General features: G+C 63.6%; 15 protein-coding genes. 8 read left to right on the forward strand and 7 right to left on the reverse strand.

Going from position 1 to position 17474, the window contains the following annotated elements:
- Positions 1–2 precede the first annotated feature (2 nt).
- Entirely contained in the window at positions 3–1763 is a 1761-nt protein-coding gene (locus tag NLY37_RS18170; RefSeq protein ID WP_023740858.1) for a type I secretion system permease/ATPase, read from the reverse strand.
- Positions 1764–3188, reverse strand: coding sequence for an endo-1,3-1,4-beta-glycanase EglC (gene eglC / locus NLY37_RS18175; protein ID WP_023714107.1), 1425 nt, complete (start codon positions 3186–3188; stop codon positions 1764–1766). It lies immediately after the preceding gene.
- A gap of 416 nt (positions 3189–3604) precedes the next feature.
- Here eglC and NLY37_RS18180 point away from each other — a divergent pair, with 416 nt between their 5' ends.
- A complete protein-coding gene (locus NLY37_RS18180) occupies positions 3605–4048 on the forward strand; it encodes an SRPBCC family protein (protein ID WP_023740857.1) in 444 nt (147 codons plus the stop codon).
- 70 nt (positions 4049–4118) lie between these two features.
- On the opposite strand, the gene NLY37_RS18185 is transcribed toward NLY37_RS18180, so the two are convergent.
- The 3 genes from NLY37_RS18185 to NLY37_RS18195 form a co-directional block, all read right to left on the reverse strand.
- Positions 4119–5018: a hypothetical protein gene (locus tag NLY37_RS18185; RefSeq protein ID WP_502882113.1), complete on the reverse strand. Its 900-nt coding sequence runs from the start codon at positions 5016–5018 to the stop codon at positions 4119–4121.
- Between the two features lie 190 nt (positions 5019–5208).
- Positions 5209–6711 carry a helicase HerA domain-containing protein gene (locus NLY37_RS18190; RefSeq protein WP_023740855.1) on the reverse strand — a complete coding sequence of 501 codons (1503 nt, stop codon included), beginning with the start codon at positions 6709–6711 and terminating at the stop codon, positions 5209–5211.
- 137 nt (positions 6712–6848) lie between these two features.
- Positions 6849–7490, reverse strand: a complete 642-nt coding sequence (locus NLY37_RS18195; RefSeq protein WP_023740854.1) for a glutathione S-transferase family protein — start codon at positions 7488–7490, stop codon at positions 6849–6851.
- A gap of 146 nt (positions 7491–7636) precedes the next feature.
- Here NLY37_RS18195 and NLY37_RS18200 point away from each other — a divergent pair, with 146 nt between their 5' ends.
- The gene (locus NLY37_RS18200) at positions 7637–7867 is read left to right on the forward strand and encodes a hypothetical protein (protein ID WP_023726475.1); all 231 of its coding nucleotides are present in this window, start codon (positions 7637–7639) and stop codon (positions 7865–7867) included.
- 133 nt (positions 7868–8000) lie between these two features.
- Here NLY37_RS18200 and NLY37_RS18205 read toward each other — a convergent pair whose 3' ends face one another.
- Positions 8001–8486 (reverse strand): hypothetical protein, encoded by a 486-nt coding sequence (locus NLY37_RS18205; RefSeq protein ID WP_023669704.1) that lies wholly within the window; start codon positions 8484–8486, stop codon positions 8001–8003.
- A gap of 175 nt (positions 8487–8661) precedes the next feature.
- Here NLY37_RS18205 and NLY37_RS18210 point away from each other — a divergent pair, with 175 nt between their 5' ends.
- Both NLY37_RS18210 and NLY37_RS18215 read left to right on the forward strand, forming a co-directional pair.
- On the forward strand, positions 8662–9027 hold the full coding sequence (locus tag NLY37_RS18210) for a RidA family protein (RefSeq protein WP_023707576.1): 366 nt from the start codon (positions 8662–8664) through the stop codon (positions 9025–9027).
- Positions 9028–9129: 102 nt separating this feature from the next.
- Entirely contained in the window at positions 9130–10356 is a 1227-nt protein-coding gene (locus NLY37_RS18215; protein WP_023740853.1) for an amidohydrolase/deacetylase family metallohydrolase, read from the forward strand.
- Positions 10357–10510: 154 nt separating this feature from the next.
- Here the strand turns inward: NLY37_RS18215 and NLY37_RS18220 are convergent, their stop codons facing one another.
- Positions 10511–12301, reverse strand: a complete 1791-nt coding sequence (locus NLY37_RS18220) for a flavin-containing monooxygenase (RefSeq protein ID WP_023740852.1) — start codon at positions 12299–12301, stop codon at positions 10511–10513.
- 402 nt (positions 12302–12703) lie between these two features.
- On the opposite strand from NLY37_RS18220, the gene NLY37_RS18225 reads away from it, so the two are divergent.
- From NLY37_RS18225 to kdpC, 4 genes are all read left to right on the forward strand, one after another.
- Positions 12704–12793, forward strand: coding sequence for a K(+)-transporting ATPase subunit F (locus NLY37_RS18225; RefSeq protein ID WP_023740851.1), 90 nt, complete (start codon positions 12704–12706; stop codon positions 12791–12793).
- Positions 12794–12811: 18 nt separating this feature from the next.
- Positions 12812–14515 (forward strand): potassium-transporting ATPase subunit KdpA, encoded by a 1704-nt coding sequence (gene kdpA / locus NLY37_RS18230; RefSeq protein ID WP_023740850.1) that lies wholly within the window; start codon positions 12812–12814, stop codon positions 14513–14515.
- Positions 14516–14748: 233 nt separating this feature from the next.
- Positions 14749–16842, forward strand: a complete 2094-nt coding sequence (kdpB, locus tag NLY37_RS18235; RefSeq protein ID WP_286440120.1) for a potassium-transporting ATPase subunit KdpB — start codon at positions 14749–14751, stop codon at positions 16840–16842.
- A gap of 12 nt (positions 16843–16854) precedes the next feature.
- Positions 16855–17421 (forward strand): potassium-transporting ATPase subunit KdpC, encoded by a 567-nt coding sequence (gene kdpC / locus NLY37_RS18240; RefSeq protein ID WP_023740849.1) that lies wholly within the window; start codon positions 16855–16857, stop codon positions 17419–17421.
- Positions 17422–17474 lie beyond the last annotated feature (53 nt).

Here is a 17474-nt window from a genome sequence, read left to right on the forward strand (position 1 = left end):
GTCTATGACCCGAAGCGGACGCTGTGCGGGCGCACGGTCGGCACGAACGAGCCTGTCACCACCGCGCTCCCGGCCTTGCCGGCCGCCGGTTGCCTCAGCACCTCGCTCGCAGGGCCGAAAGCTTCGACCATGCCGTTGCGCAGGACCATGACGCGGTCGCAGGCCGCGGCGATCGAAGGGCGATGCGTGATGACGACTGTCGTGACGCTTACACTTCGCGCGGCCGAAAGCATCCCTTCGAGCGCCGCCTCCCCACTGCCGTCGAGATGGGCGTTGGGCTCGTCCAGCACCAGCATGCGTGGCTTGCCGTAGAAGGCGCGCGCCAGCCCTATCCGCTGGCGCTCGCCGCCCGACAGCACGGTATGCGACGGGCCTATCATGGTCTGATAGCCGTCGCGCAGCGTGAGAATCAGCTCATGCGCCTCGGCGCGCCTGGCCGCTTCGACGATCGCGGCGTCATCGGCGTTGGGTTCGAAGCGGGCGACATTTTGCGCGATCGATCCCGGGAAAAGCTCCACCTCCTGCGCGAGATAGCCGATATGCCTGCCAAGCTGGGTTTCGTCCCAGCTCCTCAGGTCGGCGCCGTCGACCCTGACCGCGCCGCCGGTCGGCTGCAGCGCGCCCACAAGCAATTTCGCCAGCGTCGATTTGCCGGCCCCGCTCGGGCCGACGATCGCCACCGCTTCGCCGGCGCCGATGGCAAAATTCAACCGCTTGAGGATGGGCTCAGTGCCGAAAGCCGCAGTCGGCGCGATGAAGAACAGATCCTGCACCGAAATCGCGCCCAATGGATCGGGCAGTGCGAGCTTGCGCCCCTGCGCTGGTTGCGCCGCAAGGGCGGTGTCCAGCCGCTTCCAGCATCGCGTGGCGTCGACGATCTGCCGCCAGGATCCGATCAGCTGGTCGAGCGGCTGCAGCGCGCGCGACGACACCAGCGACGAAGCGAAGATCATGCCGGCGGTCATCTGCCCCTGCAGCACCAGCCACGCGCCGGCGCCGAGGATCGCCAGTTGCAGCATCATGCGCAGCGCCCGCGACGTCGCGCTGAAGATCGCATTGGCGCTTCCGGAACGGTCATGCAGGGTCAGCGCCTCAGCAACGTGCTGTCCCCAGACCGCGGCGGCATTTTGCACCATGCCCATGGCGCGCAGCGTGTCGGTGTTGCGGGCGAAGGCCTGCTCCGCCTGGCTGGCCACCGCCGAGCGTTCCGCCGACATGGCATCGTTCCTGCCGATGGCAAGCTGGTTGGCCACGACCAAGAGAAACAGCAGCACGGCGCCGGCGAGCGTCAGCCAGAACAGGACGGGATGGATGAAATAGAGCAAGGCCAGGAAGACGGGCGCAAACGGCAGGTCGAACAACACCGCCACGCCGCGCGACCTGATGAAGGCGCAAGTCGTGGCAAGGTCGTTCAGCGGCGACAGCCCGCTGCCGGCATGTCTGGCGCCAAGCGAGGCGGCGAATGTCCGCGCGCCCAGTTTCTGGTCGACGGTGGCCGCAACACGTTGCGCGTAGATGGCGCGGACCGCGTCCAGCAGGCCGAGGAAGGCGAGCGCGACGACCGCCATGACCGAGAGATAAAGCAGCGTCTCGACGCTGGAGGACGGCAACACCCGGTCATAGACCTGCAGCAGATAGAGCGGGATCACCAGGAGCAGGATGTTGATCAGCAACGAAAAGATGCCGATATCGGCGATGCCGCGCAGGAAAACCGGGCGCAGGCCGATGGCCGCATCCCTGAGTGGCGCGCGGTCCCGTGACATCTAGACCGCGTGCTCGGCTGTCGTGCTCAGATGGCTCTGCTGCAAATCGTTCAGCGTATAGGCGTGGATATAGTCAATCTTCATTTGCGCGGGCGTCGCCAGATGGTCGGGCGGCGCGCCGGCTTGACCGCCGACCGCAAGGTCGACCAGCATATACATGGGCTTGTTCATATCGGACGGCGTCGCCGCTTCCGCGACCTGGACGCCATCATAGGTCCAGACCAGCTTATCCGGCGTCCACAACAGGCCATAGGTGTGATAGCCGTCGGTGTTGGAGACATTCACCGTCGACCCGACCGTGGTGTGGGTTCCCGTCTCATTTGTGTGCGCGGTCATGAGAAGCGCATTCGGGTTCTGCCCATACATTTCGATCACGTCGAGTTCCGGGGGCCATGAACCGTCTTCGGGCAGAAGCCAGAAGGCCGGCCACGCGCCGGCGTTTTCCGGGAGATCGGCCCGCATTTCGAAATAGCCATAGGTCTGCGAGAAGGTGTCGTGCGTCGTCAGTATGCCGGAAGTGTATTCGTAATTGTTGATCAGCGGCTTGATGTCGTCGGGCGCATGCGCCGCGGTTATGGTGAGCACGCCGCTTGCGACGCTGAACGGATGGACCGAGCTGGTCGGCGCATAATTGGCGTCGATATACCATTGCAGCTCGCCGTTCTGGGGCTGCGAGCTGCCGTTCTGCGCCCCCCACCAGAAATTGGAATCCCAGATGCCGCTCTGGCCGTTCCACAGCCTCAGCGTGTTGAAATCGTCGTTGAAGGACAGCGTCATGCCGGTCTTGTCGATCGGCAGCTCGAACTGCCCGGGCTGAAACTTGTCGATCGTGGTGTTGTGGAACACCAGCACCTCGCTCGAGCCGAGGTTCAGCTGCACGTTCGATCCCACCTGGACCATATTGGCGTGGACGGCCTCGAACGAGGTGAAGGTATAGCCGTTGAGGCGCACCGTGTCGGTCGCGCCGAAATCGGAGATCAGGTCGCTGCCATTGCCCTTGGTGACGATGAAGGTATCGGCGCCGGCGCCGCCGATCAGCACGTCATTGCCCTTGCCGCCGTCCAGCGTCTGGCTGCCAGCGCCGCCCGTTATGATGTTGTCCTGAGCATTGCCGAAGGCATAGTGGCCGTCGCCGGTGACGACGAGGTTCTCGAAATTGGCGGGCAGCTTGTAGCTCATCCAGGTATCGATCGTGTCGACGCCCGCGCCGTAGTTCTCGACCGCTTTGTTGATCGTCGAATAGAGATGGTAATAGTCGTCGCCCGCGCCGCCATACATGGTGACCTTGACGTTGGTGTCGCCCCAGAAGGAATCGTTGCCCGAGGTGCCGTAGCGGTAAGACGCGCCTCCAGTCGCCGAGAACCAATGGGTGGAAGCGCCGGTATAGGGAAGTGGAATGCCTTTGGCGTTGAGGACTGTGGCCATTCCGACACTCCTTGCGCGTGCTGCCTTGGTCGTTCGACAACCTTCGAGCGACCATTTCGGATCAACTCTTAAATTGATCCGTCGTTCCAGGGAATCATTCTATAGTACACCAAGGAGATCGTCGCCCATCATTTAATAGATAATGCCGAAGGCGTTAAGCCGATCCTAATACAACTTTGTAGGAGAGACTTACAATTTTAATAAATTGTGAGATCCGCGCCGAAAAGTTAAGCAATCTGTCAATGATGCATGCAAATTTGACGCGACACGGCCGCCTGCCTGAGGCGGCGGTCGAAGTCGTGGGCGGATGGCCGCCGGCAAAGGGCTCAAGAAAATTTGACAGGCTGTGTCGGACCGGGTGAGGTTCACCCGTCCTTGGGGCATCGAACAACGAAACCACAAAGGATACCGAAGAGATGCCAAGCACCGTACGTTTGCACCGCGTTCTGACGACCAGCCCGGAGAAGGTCTACCGCGCATTCATAGAAGCCGACGCGCTGGCGAAATGGCTTCCGCCGAACGGCTTCACTTGCACGGTACACAGCTTCGACGCGAAAGTCGATGGCGCCTTCAAGATGTCGTTCCGAAACTTCACGACGGGCGGCAGCCATTCCTTCGACGGCGAATATCTCGAACTCGTTCCCGGCGAGCGCCTGCGCTACACCGACAGGTTCGACGACCCCAATTTGCCCGGCCAGATCGAAGTGACCGTGCTCCTGAAGAAAGTGTCGGTCGGCACGGAACTCGACATCATGCAGGCCGGCATTCCGGACGTTATTCCGGCCGAAGCCTGCTATCTCGGCTGGCAGGAGTCGCTGCGCAATCTGGCAAAGCTCGTCGAACCCGAGATCAATCAGTAGAGCCCATCGGATCGGCGGCGCCGCCCAGCCAGTCCGCGCCGCCGACAATGCCGAGCCGAGGACTCATCCCTCACGGCCCGGTGCAGATCGGCAACGGTTGTGGCGGCGGTGGCGGGTTGTCCTTGGCGTATTGCGCGATGATCGGCTCAAGGCTCTTTCGCGGCCAGAATTTCGGCTTGCCGATCTCCTTCAGGCAGGACGCATTCCAATAGGCGCCCGATTTACCAACGGCGGCGATGTCGCGCGATTCCGGGTAGATATAGAGCGTCGTCGGATTGCTCTTCACCATCGAAATGATCTGGTCGGCGTCGGACGGCGACCAGCTGGTGCAGCCATTGCTGCGGCCGCCGGCGTAATCCACCAGCTTGCCGTATGGGACGAAGCCGTCATGGTCGGCATAGGAGCTGTTCGGGTTCTTGCGCAGGCACATGCCGCGCAACAGCTGCGCCGCGTGGCCGCCGATCACCCGCTGCCTGGCATTCGCCGTCTCCCCCTCACCGTCGAACTGGATGAAGGTGCGCAGCAGCGCCTGGTCCTTTCTTGCGCCAATGCGGTAAAAACCCTTGAATGAGGTCTTTGCCTCGCCGGTCATATAGGCGCCACCGGTCGTCAAGGACGAGTCCAGGGCATTGCCGAAGTTTTTCGCGCAGCGTTTGCCGTTGGAGAAATCGACCACGCCTTTCAAATTGCGGCCGCCGCCATGGCCCGACGAGATCGCCCTGAACGACTGCTTGGCCTCGCAAATGACGTAGTAGCGCCGCCCTAGCACGCCATTGCCGAGATCGCCGGGGCGCGTCGCATCCATGGCGAAATAGCAGCTATTGTGGACCGCGCCTTGCGCGACCTTCTTCAGGTAAAGCGCGCGCGCCCGCTCCAGCACCACTTGCGAAATCTCGCCGTCGTCATTGCCGACATGGGCCTGCAGCCAGGCCGGTATATCGGAGGACGCGGCAAAAGACCGGGCAGACATCGTCAAGGCGATGCCGGCGACGGCGAGGAGGCCAAAGACAAAGACAGCCAGAGATTTCAACCGCACAACCCTCCCGCCCGAACCGTTCTGCGATTCTCGGAAACCCATCCATAAATCGTCGCGCGTCGATCGGCGAAACACATCTTGTTCAGAACCGCGCAAGCAAGTCAGGTAGCTGCCTGTTCGCCTTTCACAGCGCCAGGCTGCCCTGTTCCGCCTCCGCGGCATTGGGGTCGCCCGGCGCCGTCGCCCAGGCAAGCTCGACCAGCGTCACCGTGCGGCGGCCGGTGCCGTCGAGCTGGCAGACGATGAGGCCCTGCTCCTCGATATAGGTGAGCAGCCGCCGGGCGCGCCGCAGCGAATGCGAGCCGTAGGCGCGCGCGATCGCCGCGTCGCTCGGGCACGGCCAGCCCTCCTTGGCGGCGCGGGCGATCATCATGAACACGCCCTGCATGTCCTCGGGCAGCAGCGAGGCGCGCACGGAAACGTCCTGCCAGGCGTCATCGCCTGCCATGTCGGCGCCGAGCCCGGCGCGGGCGCGCGTCAGCATGCGACGGAATTCTGAGAGGTCCGGCACCACCGAAGCGAGGCCTTCGATGCGGCAGCGGACGACGAACTCCTGATAAAGCACGCCGATGACGCGGAAACCCGCATCGGGCTGCGCCATGATGGCGCGCAGGACACGGTCCACCTGCTCTCGCCGGTCGGCGATATCCTCGGCGCTTACCGCCGGTTCCGCAGGTTCCGGGCGGATCTCCATCGCCGCAGACTTCGCCGCCATCAGCTGGTCGAGCAAATCGGGCGACGCCATCCGGCGCGGCGCGCGCATCGTCTCGGGCGGCGGCGCCGCCAGGATGATGGCCCGTGCGTCCTCGAGCGCTGTTTCCGGCATTGCCATCAGCCGCGGCGTACCGTTGCGCGGGCTGGTCTCGGTCTGGCCGATGCGCACGCCGAGCGGGCGGCGCGACAGCGCCGGTCCCAGCGCCATGAAGTGCCCGCGCTCCAGATCGCGAAACGCCTCCGCCTGGCGCCGTTCCATGCCCAGAAGGTCGGCGGCGCGCGCCATGTCGATATCGAGGAAGGTACGGCCCATGAGGAAGTTGGAGGCCTCCGCCGCGACATTCTTGGCGAGCTTTGCCAGCCGCTGCGTGGCGATGATGCCGGCAAGGCCACGCTTGCGGCCGCGGCACATCAGATTGGTCATGGCGCCGAGCGAGAGTTTGCGCGCCTCGTCGGAAACCTCGCCGGCCACCGCCGGTGCGAACAGCTGCGCTTCGTCGACCACCACCAGCATCGGATACCAATGCTCCCGGGCGGCCTCGAACAATCCGCCGAGAAAGGCAGCGGCGCGCCGCATCTGGTTCTCGGCATCGAGCCCTTCGAGATTGAGCACCGTGGAGACGCGGTGGATGCGCGCCCGCTCGCCGGCTGCTTGCAGGCCACGCTCCGTATGCTCCTCGGCATCGATGACCAGATGGCCGTAATGGTCGCCCAGCGAGACGAAATCGCCTTCCGGGTCGATGATGGTCTGCTGCACCCAGGGCGCGCTCTGCTCCAGGAGCCGGCGCAAAAGGTGCGATTTGCCGGAGCCGGAATTGCCTTGCACCAGAAGCCGGGTCGCCAGCAGCTCCTCAAGGTCGAGCGCCGCCGGCGCACCCGCCGTCGTCTGTCCCATCTCGATGGCTACGGTCATGTCACGACTCTCCTTGCGGACAGGGCTTATCAACCCGGCCGCGAGCCGTCGAGCGCGCCATGGCAACTCGCCCGCTGTTCCACACCTATGCTGCCAAAGCGCCACACATCAGCCCATCTGCCCATAGGGAAGGCACATCAAGCGGAGTTGACCGGCGGCAGAAGCGGCGCTTCCAGCCCGTCGAAGGGATCGCGCCAGGCATCGATGGCTTCGAGCCGGCGATACCAACCCAGAACAGAGGGATAGTCCGCCAGCGGCAGGCCGGCTGCATCGTTGAACGGCAAAAACGTCGCCATGCGGAAATCGGCATAGGAGAGCGACTTGCCCACAAGCCATGGCCGCTTGGCGAGCTCCGCCTCGAGAATCGCTGCCGCGATGCGGAACTCCGCCAGCCCCTCCTCGACCTTGCCCTGGTCGACAGGCCCAATCCCGTAGCGCTGCTTGGTTCCGCGCTCGAAATGCACGGTGTCGCAGGCCCGGACGAAATTTTCCTTGCCCCAGCTCAGCCAGCGGATCATGTCGGGTTGGTCGCCGCCGCCGCGCCAGAAATCCGAACCCGCTTCGCGCGACAGAAGGCAGGCTATGGCGTCGGCTTCCCACAGGCTGCCGCCCGGCCATGCCAATATCGGCAGGGTAAGATTGGGATTGAGCTGACGAAACCGCTCAGCCTGCCCGGGCGCCATGGGTGCCGCAAACTCAAACTCGACCTTGGCCTGCAGATGACCTGCCGTTGCAACCGCGAGGCGCGGATTGGGATTGCGGCTGAAGTACAGTTTCATGTCCGGTCCTGGATGCTGTGGGCTCGATCCTATCAAACACGCAAACGTGCCATCTCGGCAATCTGGTCGGACCACGATTCCGCTGGCACACGCCGTCGTTCGGCTTATTATTTCCTTCGGGAGAGGGTTCTTGGCAGGAGGAAGCCATGAACGTAGTGCAGAGCGTACCTGTCATCGACGTGACAACCCAGAACCTTGTTTCCTCTGCGCTTTCCAGATTCCGCGCCGGCGATACCGTCTCGACCAGGGCGGCGCTCGACGCTATCCGCCGCATGGATCCAACCTGTGTCGACAGCGACGACGATCTCGTCGAGCTCGTCGTCATGGCGGCAATTGGTAAGACCATGGCGGTCGTGTTCGACCACCGCTCCCGCTAGCCCTGTGGGACGAACCTGTGCCGTTCAACTCGCTTGAGCTCGAGTGGATTCGGTTGGCGAGCTTTTACAACTGCAGCCCGGGAGGCGCACGTCTTCGTGCGCGAAGGCCGGCAATAGCATAAGCGGGCAAGACTCAGATCCCCAAGGGATGCGGCATGTAGCCGACGAAGCCGCCGATCTTCCAGTGGCCCGCCACCTTCCTGCAAAAATACAGCGTCTGCCATTTCAGCTTGTCGACGCTGCCATCGGCCTTGGCCACCGAGCCGTTGAACTTCTTGTGCAGCACGGCGCGGTCGCCATCGACGTCGATGTCGCGCATGTTGGTGACGCGAAACAGCGCCTCGCGCAGCGGCTCGGCGAATCTGGCCGCCGCCGTCTCCTTGGCCTGGCGCAGCCATTCGTCGCGATAGACGGCAAGGCTCGGGAATTGCAGACGCCAGGCGTCGGCATCGCTGAGGAAATGCGCATGCATGCCGAAGAAGCTGTCGGCGAGGAAATCATCCTCGACCATCGACCAGTCCTGACCGATAAAGGCGTCGATGTCGCGCCGCACCAACATTTCCCAGAGCGCGTGGCGATCGGCATCGCCCTCTGGAAACGGGTTCTTGTCGAAGGTCATTGAAATCTCCTGTCGGGAAAATGCGACGCGCAAGATGCTGGCGAGCCTGCGATAAAGCAACACGCGTTTGGAAAAATGCTGCTTTCCAAAAAGCCCCCTATGAGGATCACCGGGACAGGCGTAGAGCGGTCGGCGAAAACGGGACGCGGCCCGCCATTCTGAACAGGAGTTTCCTTTGCCTAAAGAGTGTTTTGGAACATCCCACGTGCCGCTGTCGCCGGCCGTGCGCGCCGGGGATTTCGTCTACATCTCAGGTCAGGTGCCGGTCGACAGCGACCGCATCGTGGTCAAGGGCGGCATCACCGAGCAGACCGAGCAGGTGCTGCAGAATGTGAAGGCGGCACTCGCGCTGGCCGGTTGCACCATGGACGATGTCGTCAAGACCACGGTCTGGCTCGAGGACGCGCGCGACTTCGGCGCCTTCAATGCCGTCTATGCCAAGCACTTCCCGAAGAATCCGCCGGCCCGCACCACGGTCGAATCGCGGCTGATGATCGACATCAAGATCGAGGTCGAAGCCGTCGCCTACCGGCCGGTTTGACCAGTCGGGGCATGATCCCGAAAGTGGAAACCGGTTTTCTCGGACAAACGGAAACCGTTTTGTCCAGAGATCATGCCCCAAAACGAAGAGAGGCAGGCGCCGATGCAGTTCGATCTCCTGATCACGGGCGGCCGCCTGATCGATCCGGCCTCGGGCCTGGACGCGCCGCGCGATGTCGCCGTTGCGGGCGGTCGCGTCGCGGCCATCGAGACTGCCATCGACGCCGAGCATGCTACGCAGGTCGTGGATGCCAGGGATTGCATCGTCACGCCCGGCCTCATCGACCTGCACAGCCATGTCTATTGGGGCGGCACCTCGCTGGGCGTCGACGCCGACCGGCTGGCGGCCAAGAGCGGAACCACTACCTTCATCGATGCCGGCAGCGCCGGCGCCGGCAATTTTCTGGGCTTTCGCCGCCATGTCATCGAGCGCTCGAAGGTGCGTATTCTCGCCTACGTCAACATCTCCTTTGCCGGCATATTCGGCTTCTCGCAAAGCGTCTCGGTCGGCGAATGCAGCGATCTCAGGCTCTGCGAGCCACGCGAGACGGTGGCCGCGGTGCGCGAGCACGCCGATGTCGTCGTTGGGGTAAAAGTGCGCTCCGGCAAGCATGCCGGCGGCGCCAGCGGCATCGCCCCGGTCGATCTTGCGCTGGAAGCCGCCGACCAGGTCGGTCTGCCGCTGATGGCGCATATAGACGAGCCGCCGCCCGGCCGTTCCGAGGTGCTGCCACGGCTGCGCCGCGGCGACATCCTCACCCATTGTTTTCGGCCATTCCCCAACGCGCCGGTGTTCGCTTCCGGCGCGGTGCGGCCGGACATGCGGCTGGCCCGCGAACGCGGTGTCATCTTCGACATCGGCCACGGCATGGGATCGTTCGACTTCGCCGTGGCGAAAGCGATGCTGGCCGAGGGCCTCGCGCCCGACGTCATCTCCAGCGACGTGCACCTCTACTGCGTCGACGGTCCGGCCTTCGACATACTGGTCTGCATGTCGAAGCTGATGGCGCTGGGCATGCCGCTGGTCGAGGTGCTGCGCGCCGCCACGCAAAGGCCAGCCGAGGCGATCGCCAGGCCGGAGCTTGGGACGCTGAAAGTTGGCGGTGTCGGCGATGTCGCGGTGCTGAGACTGCGCCCCGGGCGCTTTACCTTCGTCGATGCGGTCGGTGCGGCGCTGATCGCGGATCAGCGGCTGGTCTCAGAAGGCATTGTTATCGGCGGTGTCTGGTGGCCGAACGAGGCGCCCGACCACAACGAGACCGAGCGCTTCGAGCCGCATGCGGCACATACGCATGTCGAGGTCGCGGCACGGCATTTCGGGCGTGGATAATCTCCCTCCTTGAGGGGGAGATGGCCGGCAGGCCAGAGGGGGTCGGTTCGACCGGACGCAAGCTCCTCGCGGCAGCTGGAGGTCAGCGCTCCACGCGCGGCGACCCCCTCTGTCGCCTTCGGCGACATCTCCCCCTCGAGGGGGGAGGAGATCGCTAGCGCCCTGCGTTACTCACCGCCCCAAACACCGGCGTCGCAATCCCTTCCATCCGCGCCTTGATCTGCAGCGCCACATATTTCGAGTAAAACCGCGACAGCGCCAGATTGCCGCCGTGGAACCACAGCGCGTCCTGCGCCGTCGGCTTCCACATGTTGCGCAGCTCGCCTTGCCAAGGACCGGGATCGCCCTTGACGCCGGAGCCGAGGCCCCAGCATGGCCCGACCTTGTCGGCGACCTCGCGCGAGACGATGGCCGCCACGGTCTCGTTCATCGACTGGTAGCCGGTACAGGCGACGATCGCATCGACGGCCAGCTCGCTGCGGTCGTCGAACAGGATGCCGGTCGGCGTCAATGAACTGATGCCGACGCCGCTCTTCACTTTGATCTCGCCATTGATGATCAGTTCGCAGGCGCCGACATCGATGTAGTAGCCGGAGCCGGTGCGGTAGGCCTTCATCAACAGCCCGGTCTCGTCCTCGCCGAAATCGATGGCGAAGCCGGCGGCGCGCAGCCGGTCGTAGAAGGACGCATCGCGCGCCTTGATAACTTCGTACAGATCTCGCTGGCCCTTGGGCACCAGCGCGAACGGCGTCGACGCGACGATCAGGTCGGCCTTGTCGGTGCTGATGCCACGCGCCAGAGCCTTTTCCGAAAAGATCTCGAAGCCGACTTCCATCAGAGTGTCGGATTTCACCACTGTCGTCGGCGAGCGCTGGATCATGGTGACATCGGCGCCGCTTTCCCAGAGATCGACGCTGACATCGTGCCCGGAGCTTGCCGCGCCGATGACCGCGACCTTTTTTCCGCGGAATTTCTCGCCGCTTGCATACTGGCTGGAATGCAGGAGTTCGCCCTTGAAGGTCTCGGCGCCGGGCAGCGCGGTCTGCCGCGGCGGACCGTAGGCGCCGGTGGCAAAGACGATATGCTTCGGCTTCAGCGTGATCTGCCGGCCGACACGGTCGACCACCACAGTCCATACCTTCTCGGTCTCGTCATAGCTGGCGCTGACGCATTTGGTGGCGACCCAGTAGTTGAGCTCCATCACCCTGGTGTACATCTCCAGCCAGTCGCCCATCTTGTCCTTGGGCGTGAACACCGGCCAGTTCTCCGGGAACGGAATGTAGGGCAGATGGTCGTACCAGACCGGATCGTGCAGCACGAGCGAGCGATAACGGTTGCGCCAGGAATCGCCGGGGCGCGCATTTTTCTCGATGATGATCGTGGGCACACCGAGCTGCCTCAGCCGCGCGCCGAGCATGATGCCGCCCTGCCCGCCGCCAATGACCAGGCAATAGGGCTGCTCAGTGGCGCCGAGATCGCGCGTCTCGCGCGCCCGCGCCTCCGCCCATGTCTCGCGTGCAGGGTCGGCCTTGTGGCGGATGCCGAGCGGCCGCGCCGGTCCCTTTTTCTCCTCGAACCCTTTGAGCTCCCGCACCGCCGTGAACAAGGTCCGGCAGCGGCCGTCCGTGAGGCGCACAATCCCTTCGCCCCGCGCGACCGACGTTTCGAACGTGAACCAGGCCTCGACGGTGCCCTCATCCGAGGTCGCCTCGCCGGACAGCGTCCAGTGTGAGGGCTTCGCTTCCGCCAGCGTCGCTTGCAGCATGTCGCGGATCGCACCGCGGCCTTCCATCGTGGTGATGTTCCAGGTGAAAGCCAGCAGATCGCGCCAGTAGCAATCCTCGCCGAACAGGTTGGCGGCCGCCTCGGCGTCATCAGCTTCCAGCGCCCGCGCAAGCGCGCAAAGCCATGTCGCCGCCTGTTTCGATGGTGCCATGTCGAGCATCTGTTTTTCCCTCGTTTTGCGTTCCCATTGTTTCCAAAGACGGCGGCGCCGCAAGAGGGGTCGCGATATCATGGCGTCGGTTTCTAGCGGCCCGGAACGGAGCCATCTCCCGGAAATCTTTATAGGAATTTTATATCTTTCCTCCGCGGCCCGTCTCGAACCTTTATGGCGATCGGGTCCATATTCCACTTCGAGCAAAACGCTCCGGACGCCGTAGCCCTCGAAGCTACGGCGGGTAGTTCTCATGGATTTCTGGCTCGCCAGTCGCTGGGGCCAAATACAAGCAGAAGCAAGGACAAACACAAATGGACATCGTCGTCATCGGAATCGAGGTTTTGTTCTTCGGTCTTTCCCTCGCCTACATCAAAGCTTGCGACGCTCTTTAAGCGGAAGGATCGCACCATGTTTTTCGATTACATCCTTGGCGGCGGCGTGACCTTGTTCCTGCTCGTCTACCTGACATACGCCCTCGTTCGCCCAGAACGCTTCTGAAGCAAGGCACGGAAAGCCATGACACTCAACGGATGGATACAGATCCTGGTTTATTGCGGGATCGTCGTTTTGCTGGTGAAGCCGCTCGGCGGCTACATGTACCGCGTCTTCAACGGCGACCGCACATTGCTGTCGCCAATACTCGGGCCTGTTGAGCGCGGCCTCTACCGCATTTCGGGAACCAGCGAGCGCGAGGAGCAGCACTGGACGACCTACGCGGCAGGAATCATCTTCTTCAGCCTTGCCAGCTTCCTGGTGCTGTACTTTCTGCAACGCCTGCAGGGCGTCCTGCCTTACAATCCGGCCGGGATGGCATCGGTCGAACCCAATCTCGCCTTCAACACTGCCGTCAGCTTCGTCACCAACACCAACTGGCAGAATTACGGCGGCGAAAGCACGATGACCTATCTCGTGCAAATGGCCGGCCTCACCGTGCAGAACTTCATGTCGGCCGCCGTCGGCATTGCCATCGCGGTGGCGCTGATCCGCGGCTTCGCCCGCGCCTCGGCAAAATCGATCGGCAATTTCTGGGTCGATATGACCCGCTGCACGCTCTACATCCTGCTGCCGCTCAGCATCATGCTCACCCTGGTCTATGTCTGGCTCGGCATGCCGCAGACGCTGGGGCCGTATGTCGATGCCACCACGCTCGAAGGCGCCAAGCAGACGCTCGCCCTTGGGCCCGTCGCCTCGCAGGTTGCCATCAAGATGCTCGGCACCAATGGCGGCGGCTTCTTCAACGCCAATGCCGCGCATCCTTTCGAAAACCCCGACGCCATCTCCAACATGATCCAGATGGTGACGATCTTCGCGCTGGGTGCTGCACTCACCAACGTCTTCGGCCGCATGGTCGGCAACCAGCGCCAGGGCTGGGCGATCCTGGCCACGATGGGTGTGCTGTTCATCGCCGGCGTCGTTGTCTGCTACTGGGCGGAAGCCGCGGGCAATCCGCTGGTGCATGCGCTGGGCATCGATGGCGGCAACATGGAAGGCAAGGAGAGCCGCTTCGGCATTGCCGCTTCGGCACTATTCGCCGTCATCACCACGGCTGCGAGCTGCGGTGCGGTGAACGCCATGCATGACTCGTTCACAGCACTTGGCGGCCTGATCCCGATGCTCAACATGCAACTCGGCGAAGTCATCGTCGGCGGCGTCGGCGCCGGCTTCTACGGCATCGTCATGTTCATCGTCATCACCGTGTTCGTCGCCGGCCTGATGGTTGGCCGCACGCCCGAATATCTCGGCAAGAAGATCGAGGCCAAGGAGGTCAAGATGGCAATGCTCGCCATCCTCGCTCTGCCGTTGGTCATGCTGGTCTTCACGGCAATAGCGGTCGTGCTGCCAAGCGCCGTCGCCTCGATGGCCAATGGCGGTCCGCATGGCTTCTCCGAGGTTCTTTATGCCTACACTTCGGCGGCGGCCAACAACGGCTCGGCCTTTGGCGGCCTTTCCGGCAACACGCCCTGGTACAACATCACGCTCGGCATCTCCATGTGGGTGGGTCGCTTCTTCGTCATCATTCCAGCGCTTGCCATTGCCGGCTCGCTAGCGACGAAGGAGACGGTTCCGGCTTCCGCCGGCACCTTCCCGACCGACGGCCCGCTGTTCGTCGGCCTGCTCGTCGGCGTCATCCTGATCGTCGTCGGCCTGACCTTCTTCCCGGCACTGGCGATCGGACCGATCGTCGAGCACCTGGCTGCCATCAACGGCCAGACATTCTGAGGCTTGTCATGTCCTGGTTCTACCCAAAACGCATGAAGGCCCGGCCGCGAGCCGGCCCACGAGCCGGCAATGCGGGGGAGGAAACGCCCCCTCCCTTCCCCGGCGTGTCCACCTTCCTCGGCATTGCGGCGGTCAATGATCGTGATCTGGCTGCTGGCCTATGGTCCGCCGCCCCTCTTTTCGGCATCCGATCGGTCGGTGCCGGCCAACAGTTCAGATTCTGGAGCCATCAAATGAGCCAGTCCAAATCCGCGGTCATCATGGATGCCCGCATCCTGTGGCCGGCCATCGGCGGCGCCTTCAGGAAACTCGACCCCCGCACGCTGGTCAGGAACCCGGTGATGTTCGTCGTCGGCATCGTCTCGCTTCTTACCACGGTCCTGTTCGTCAAGGATCTCGTCACCGGCGGCGGCGATTTCGGCTTTACGCTGCAGATCATCATCTGGCTGTGGTTCACCGTGCTGTTCGCCAACTTCGCCGAGGCCGTCGCCGAAGGCCGCGGCAAGGCGCAGGCCGATTCGCTGCGCAAGGCGCGCACCGAAACCCAGGCCAAGCTGCTTGCCGGCGAAGACCGCTCCAGGTTCAAGCTGGTGCCCGGCACCAGCCTGAAGGTTGGCGACATCGTGCTGGTCGAAGCCGGCGACATCATCCCGTCCGACGGTGAAGTGATCGAAGGCGTGGCCTCGGTCAACGAGGCGGCAATCACCGGCGAGTCCGCACCCGTCATTCGCGAATCCGGCGGCGACCGTTCGGCGGTCACCGGCGGCACGCAGGTTTTGTCCGACTGGATTCGCGTGCGCATATCAGCCGCCTCCGGCCACACCTTCCTCGACCGCATGATCTCGCTGGTCGAGGGTGCCTCGCGCCAGAAGACGCCCAACGAGATCGCGCTCAACATCCTGCTCGTCGGCATGACGCTGATCTTCGTGCTGGCCACCGCCACGATCCCGAGCTTTGCCTCCTATTCCGGCGGCTATATCACGGTGACAGTGCTGGTCGCGCTGTTCGTCACCTTGATCCCGACCACCATCGGCGCCCTGCTGTCGGCCATCGGCATTGCCGGCATGGACCGCCTGGTGCGCTTCAACGTGCTGGCCATGTCCGGCCGCGCCGTGGAAGCGGCGGGCGACGTCGATACGCTTTTGCTCGACAAGACCGGCACCATCACGCTCGGCAACCGCCAGGCCACCGAATTTCGGCCGGTCAAGGGTGTGACCGAGCAGGAACTGGCCGATGCGGCACAGCTTGCCTCGCTCGCCGACGAGACGCCCGAGGGACGCTCGATCGTCGTGCTGGCCAAGGAAAAATACGCCATCCGCGCCCGCGACATGGCGACATTGCACGCCAGTTTCGTGCCCTTCACCGCGCAGACCCGGATGAGCGGCGTCGACATCGACGGCTCGTCGGTGCGCAAGGGCGCCGTCGATTCGGTTCTCGCCTATGTCAGCCAGTCGACATCGGCCACCCATGGCGCGCGCCCCGGCAGCGACACCGTCAAGGATCTCCAGGCGATCGCCGACGAGATCGCCAAGGCCGGCGGCACGCCGCTGGCCGTCGAGCGTGACGGCCGCCTGCTCGGCGTCGTCCACCTCAAGGACATCGTCAAGGGTGGCATCCGCGAGCGCTTTGCCGAACTGCGCAAAATGGGCATCCGCACCGTGATGATCACCGGCGACAATCCGATGACTGCGGCGGCGATCGCAGCCGAAGCCGGCGTCGACGATTTCCTCGCCCAGGCCACGCCCGAGGACAAGCTGAAGCTGATCCGCGACGAACAGGCCAAGGGCAAGCTGGTCGCCATGTGCGGTGACGGCACCAACGACGCGCCGGCCTTGGCGCAGGCCGATGTCGGCGTCGCCATGAACACCGGCACGGTTGCCGCCCGCGAGGCCGGCAACATGATTGACCTCGATAGTGACCCGACCAAGCTGATCGAGATCGTCGAGATCGGCAAGGCGCTGCTGATGACCCGCGGTTCGCTGACGACCTTCTCGATCGCCAACGACGTCGCCAAATACTTCGCCATCATCCCGGCCATGTTTGCCGTCTTCTACGTTGCGCCGGGACATACAATCGGCCCCCTGCAAGCGCTCAACATCATGCACTTGGCGACGCCGCAGAGCGCCATCCTGTCGGCCATCATCTTCAACGCGCTGATCATCATCGCTCTGATCCCGCTGTCGCTGAAAGGCGTCAAATACCGGGCCATCGGCGCCGGCGCGCTGCTCAGCCGCAACCTCCTGGTCTACGGCCTCGGCGGCATCATCGTTCCCTTCGCCGGCATCAAGGCGATCGACATGATCGTCACCGGCCTCGGCCTCGCTTAAGGAAATACGTCCATGCTCACTCAGATAAGACCCGCTGTTATCATGATCGTCTTTTTCACCGTTTTGACCGGCCTGATCTATCCCCTGGGCATGACCGGCATCGCCCAGGCGCTGTTTCCGCACCAGGCCAATGGCAGCTTGATCGAGAAAAACGGCACGGTCATCGGCTCCGAACTGATCGGCCAGGGCTTTGCCGACGACAAGTATTTCCATGGCCGCCCCTCGGCTGCCGGCGACGGATACAACGCCGCAGCGTCCAGCGGCTCCAATCTCGGTCCAACCAACCCCAAGCTGATCGACCGCATCAAGGGCGATGTTGCAAAGCTGAAGGCGGAGAACCCGAACCAGCCGGTGCCGATGGATCTGGTGACGACGTCCGGCAGCGGCCTCGACCCCACCATCAGCCCGGACGCCGCCTATTTCCAGGTCGCTCGGGTGGCCAAGGCCAGGGGCTTCGACGAAGCCAAGGTCAAGGCGCTTGTCGACAGTCATGTCGAAGGCCGCGAACTCGGCTTCCTCGGCGAGCCGGTCGTCAATGTGCTGGCGCTCAACCTGGCACTGGACGATACCAAGCAGTGAGAGACAATCTCTGAAGCCAGGGGCCAGGGATCGACACGATCCTCGGCGCCGTT

Origin of the sequence: Mesorhizobium sp. C395A, from assembly GCF_030323205.1 — a bacterium.
GTDB lineage: Bacteria > Pseudomonadota > Alphaproteobacteria > Rhizobiales > Rhizobiaceae > Mesorhizobium.